The 3,474-nt window shown below is 40.0% G+C and carries 5 protein-coding genes; all 5 read left to right on the top strand.

Annotated elements, in window-relative coordinates:
- A partial coding sequence (locus RM529_RS18180; RefSeq protein WP_432264545.1) for a glycosyltransferase family protein occupies window positions 1–140 on the top strand: 140 nt, incomplete at its 5' end.
- Between the two features lie 14 nt (window positions 141–154).
- Window positions 155–1,228: a CgeB family protein gene (locus tag RM529_RS16505; RefSeq protein WP_311485837.1), complete on the top strand. Its 1,074-nt coding sequence runs from the start codon at window positions 155–157 to the stop codon at window positions 1,226–1,228.
- 10 nt (window positions 1,229–1,238) lie between these two features.
- Window positions 1,239–2,033 (top strand): TIGR04290 family methyltransferase, encoded by a 795-nt coding sequence (locus tag RM529_RS16500; RefSeq protein WP_311485835.1) that lies wholly within the window; start codon window positions 1,239–1,241, stop codon window positions 2,031–2,033.
- 18 nt (window positions 2,034–2,051) lie between these two features.
- Window positions 2,052–2,336 (top strand): hypothetical protein, encoded by a 285-nt coding sequence (locus RM529_RS16495; RefSeq protein ID WP_311485833.1) that lies wholly within the window; start codon window positions 2,052–2,054, stop codon window positions 2,334–2,336.
- A 46-nt stretch (window positions 2,337–2,382) separates the two neighbouring features.
- Window positions 2,383–3,369 (top strand): UDP-glucuronic acid decarboxylase family protein, encoded by a 987-nt coding sequence (locus RM529_RS16490; RefSeq protein WP_311485832.1) that lies wholly within the window; start codon window positions 2,383–2,385, stop codon window positions 3,367–3,369.
- Window positions 3,370–3,474 lie beyond the last annotated feature (105 nt).

Below are 3,474 nucleotides of genomic sequence, written 5' to 3'. Positions count from 1 at the left end.
TAACTCCGGAAAGGGCGAAGAAAATAGGCGAAGCAGCTTATAAAAAAGTTCTTGAAAAGCATACTTACGAGCATCGCGCAGAGCTATTGGAGTCGGTGATCTCAAGAAAGTTATACGGAGAAGCAAAATCTGCAGATTAATTTAAAGGCTGGATATGAAATTTGTAATTATAGGATTATCGGTAACTTCTTCCTGGGGAAATGGCCACGCCACAACCTATAGGGCTTTGCTAAAGGAACTTAAAGCCCTGGGCCATGATATTCTTTTTCTTGAAAAAGATGTACCGTATTATGCCAACAACCGGGACTTACCTAAACCTGACTTCTGTAAGCTTGGCTTGTACAAAACCAACGAAGAATTAAAAGAAGAATACAAAGATGCTGTTGCCAATGCAGATGTTGTGATTGTAGGTTCTTACGTTCAGCAGGGCGTTGAGGTTGGAAACTGGGCGATAAGCACTGCAAAAGGTATTACCGCATTTTATGATATAGATACACCTGTAACCCTGGCAAAATTGGAGCAGAAAGATTTCGAGTATCTTGATCCGGAACTTATTAGTAAATACGATATGTACTTGTCTTTTTCCGGTGGTTCTATTCTTAATCATCTGGAAGACCACTATGGGTCTCCAAATGCCAAAGCTTTATATTGCTCTGTAGATCCCGAATTATATTATCCTGAAGATTTAGAAAATAAATGGCAAATGGGCTATCTGGGAACTTACAGTCCAGATCGTCAGCCAACTGTAAGCGAGTTACTGAACAAACCTGCAGCACAATTTCCGCAGAAGAATTTTGTAGTTGCCGGTCCAAATTATCCTGAAGATTTTAAATGGTCGCCTAATGTACAGCGAATCGATCATTTGCCGCCTGCACAGCATCGCGAATTCTATAATTCTCAGAAGTATACCCTTAATGTAACGCGCGAGGATATGATAAGGGCCGGATATTCTCCAAGTGTACGTTTGTTTGAAGCCGCTGCCTGTGGCGTGCCGATTATTTCTGATTTCTGGAATGGAATAGATAGTATTTTTAAAATTAACACAGAAATTGTGATTGCCGGAAGTGCTGCAGATGTAAAACAGTGTTTCGAATCTATAGGAGAGGATGAAAGAAGGCAAATTGGCGAAAATGCAAGAAAAAAAGTGCTTCAACACCATACCGCCAAAGCGAGGGCTAAAGAGCTGGAGACTTATGTTACAGAAATTCTTGAAACCTCAAAAATTTAAAAAAAATAAAATGTCGACCGAAACAGAAATAAAACAACTGGAGCCCTGGTTCCACAATATTCATCTTCCAGATGGAAACCAGACTGCGACAAATCATTTTTTGGGCGATTTTCCGGCTTTTAAATGGAAGAATATTAAAGATGCTATTCCGGAAGATTTGACCGGCTGGAAGGTTTTGGACATTGGCTGCAATGCTGGTTTTTATTCTATAGAACTTGCAAAAAGAGGAGCAGAGGTTACAGGGATCGATCTGGATGAGCATTACCTTAAACAGGCCCGATGGACTGCTAAGCAGTTTGGTTTAGAAGATCAGATTACTTTTAAGCAAATGCAGGTTTATGATTTTGCCCATTCTGAAGAAAAGTTTGATCTGGTTTGGTTTATGGGAGTTTTTTATCATTTACGATATCCGCTTCTGGCAATGGATATTTTGTCCCAAAAAACAACCAGGATGATGGTTTTTCAAACCTTGTCCCTTCCTGGGAAAGAAGAAATGGGAGTTCCGGAAGATGTAGAATTCCACAAAAGGGAAATAATGAAAACTGATGCATGGCCAAAAATGGCATTTATCGAAAATAAACTGGCGGGAGATCCTACTAACTGGTGGGCGCCAAATCATCAGGGAATAATTTCGATGCTTAGAAGTTGCGGCTTCAAAGTAACCGCAATGCCAGAAGATGAAACATATATTGCTGAAAAAGATGAAGAACTGAAATCCACTCTCGAAACCTGGAATTTTTCAGAATATCTTTCTGCAGTTGGAAAAGACTGGAAAAAAGAAGTGGAAAAGAAAACTAAGAAATAACAATTAAAACAAAGAATTATGGCAACTCAAGATTCAAAAACAACAGCAGATCACAAAACTATTCAAAAATGGGCTGAAGAGCGGGATGGAAAACCTGCTATTGTTAAAGGAACAGGTGACAGTGGCAAAGCCGGCGGACTCCTGAGGATAGACTTTCCCGGTGGAGCCGAGGAGAGCCTCGAAGAACTTTCCTGGGATAAATTTTTCACTATTTTTGATGAAAACAACCTGCAGTTTCTTTATCAGGAAGAGACGAAAGATGGCAGTAAAAGCCGTTTCAATAAATTTGTAAATAAAGACTAAACAGGAGCTGGTAAGTTTAAAAGTTTCAGGTTTTTAAAGACAACATATGGGTAGAGTACTTATAACAGGGGCCGCCGGTTTACTGGGGTCACATTTATGTGATAGATTTATTAAGGAAGGTTTTGATGTTGTGGCGATGGATAACCTTATCACAGGTGATTTAAAGAATATCGAACACTTGTTTGCCCTGCCGAATTTTCAGTTCTATCATCACGATGTAACCACCTTTGTACATGTGCCTGGCGAGCTGGATTATATTCTCCACTTTGCTTCGCCGGCCAGTCCCATAGATTACCTTAAAATACCTATCCAGACTTTAAAAGTTGGAGCTATGGGGACCCATAATCTTCTTGGCCTTGCAAAAGAAAAAAAGGCACGCATCCTTATAGCTTCTACTTCAGAAGTTTACGGAGATCCCCTGGTTCACCCTCAAGCCGAAGAGTATTATGGCAATGTGAATACGATTGGCCCACGCGGAGTTTACGACGAGGCCAAAAGGTTTATGGAATCTATTACAATGGCTTATCACCGTTTTCACGATCTGGATACGAGAATAGTACGTATTTTTAATACCTATGGTCCCAGGATGAGGTTAAATGACGGGCGTGTAATCCCGGCATTTATCGGTCAGGCTTTGCGCGGTGAAGATCTTACAATTTTTGGCGACGGGAGCCAGACCCGTTCTTTTTGCTATGTAGACGATCAGATAGAAGGGATTTATAAGCTTTTGATGAGTGATTATGTTTATCCTGTAAACATTGGGAATCCAAAAGAAATTACCATAAACCAATTGGCTCATGAAATTCTTGAACTTACCGGCAGCGATCAGAAGGTGATCAATAAACCCCTGCCTGCAGACGATCCTTTGCAAAGACAACCAGACATTACCAAAGCTAACGAAATATTGGACTGGTTTCCTGCAGTTTCCAGAAAAGAAGGATTTGCAAAGACTTTTGAGTATTTCAAAAACCTGAACGATGAAGAACTCTTTAAAAAAGAACACAAAGACTTCAAAAAGTATAATAAAGTCTAAACCCGGCAGGATATTTTTAATTATTCTGCTGCTGACTTTAATTTATCCGGTTTGGTCCTTTTTTCAGCTAAAGGAAACAGGTGGAGGTCTTGATGTTAATGAAGA

The sequence above is a fragment of the Autumnicola edwardsiae genome, assembly GCF_031846505.1.
Classification (GTDB): Bacteria; Bacteroidota; Bacteroidia; order Flavobacteriales; family Flavobacteriaceae; genus Autumnicola; species Autumnicola edwardsiae.
Note: the sequence above shows the minus strand (reverse complement) of the source record. Positions and strands in the feature narration are given on the sequence as shown.

Excerpts from the sequence above, each read along its gene's own strand:
- RM529_RS16490 (WP_311485832.1), top strand. The coding sequence starts at position 2,383 with ATGGGTAGAGTACTTATAACAGGGGCCGCCGGTTTACTGGGGTCACAT.
- RM529_RS16495 (WP_311485833.1), top strand. The coding sequence starts at position 2,052 with ATGGCAACTCAAGATTCAAAAACAACAGCAGATCACAAAACTATTCAA.
- RM529_RS16505 (WP_311485837.1), top strand. The coding sequence starts at position 155 with ATGAAATTTGTAATTATAGGATTATCGGTAACTTCTTCCTGGGGAAAT.
- RM529_RS16500 (WP_311485835.1), top strand. The coding sequence starts at position 1,239 with ATGTCGACCGAAACAGAAATAAAACAACTGGAGCCCTGGTTCCACAAT.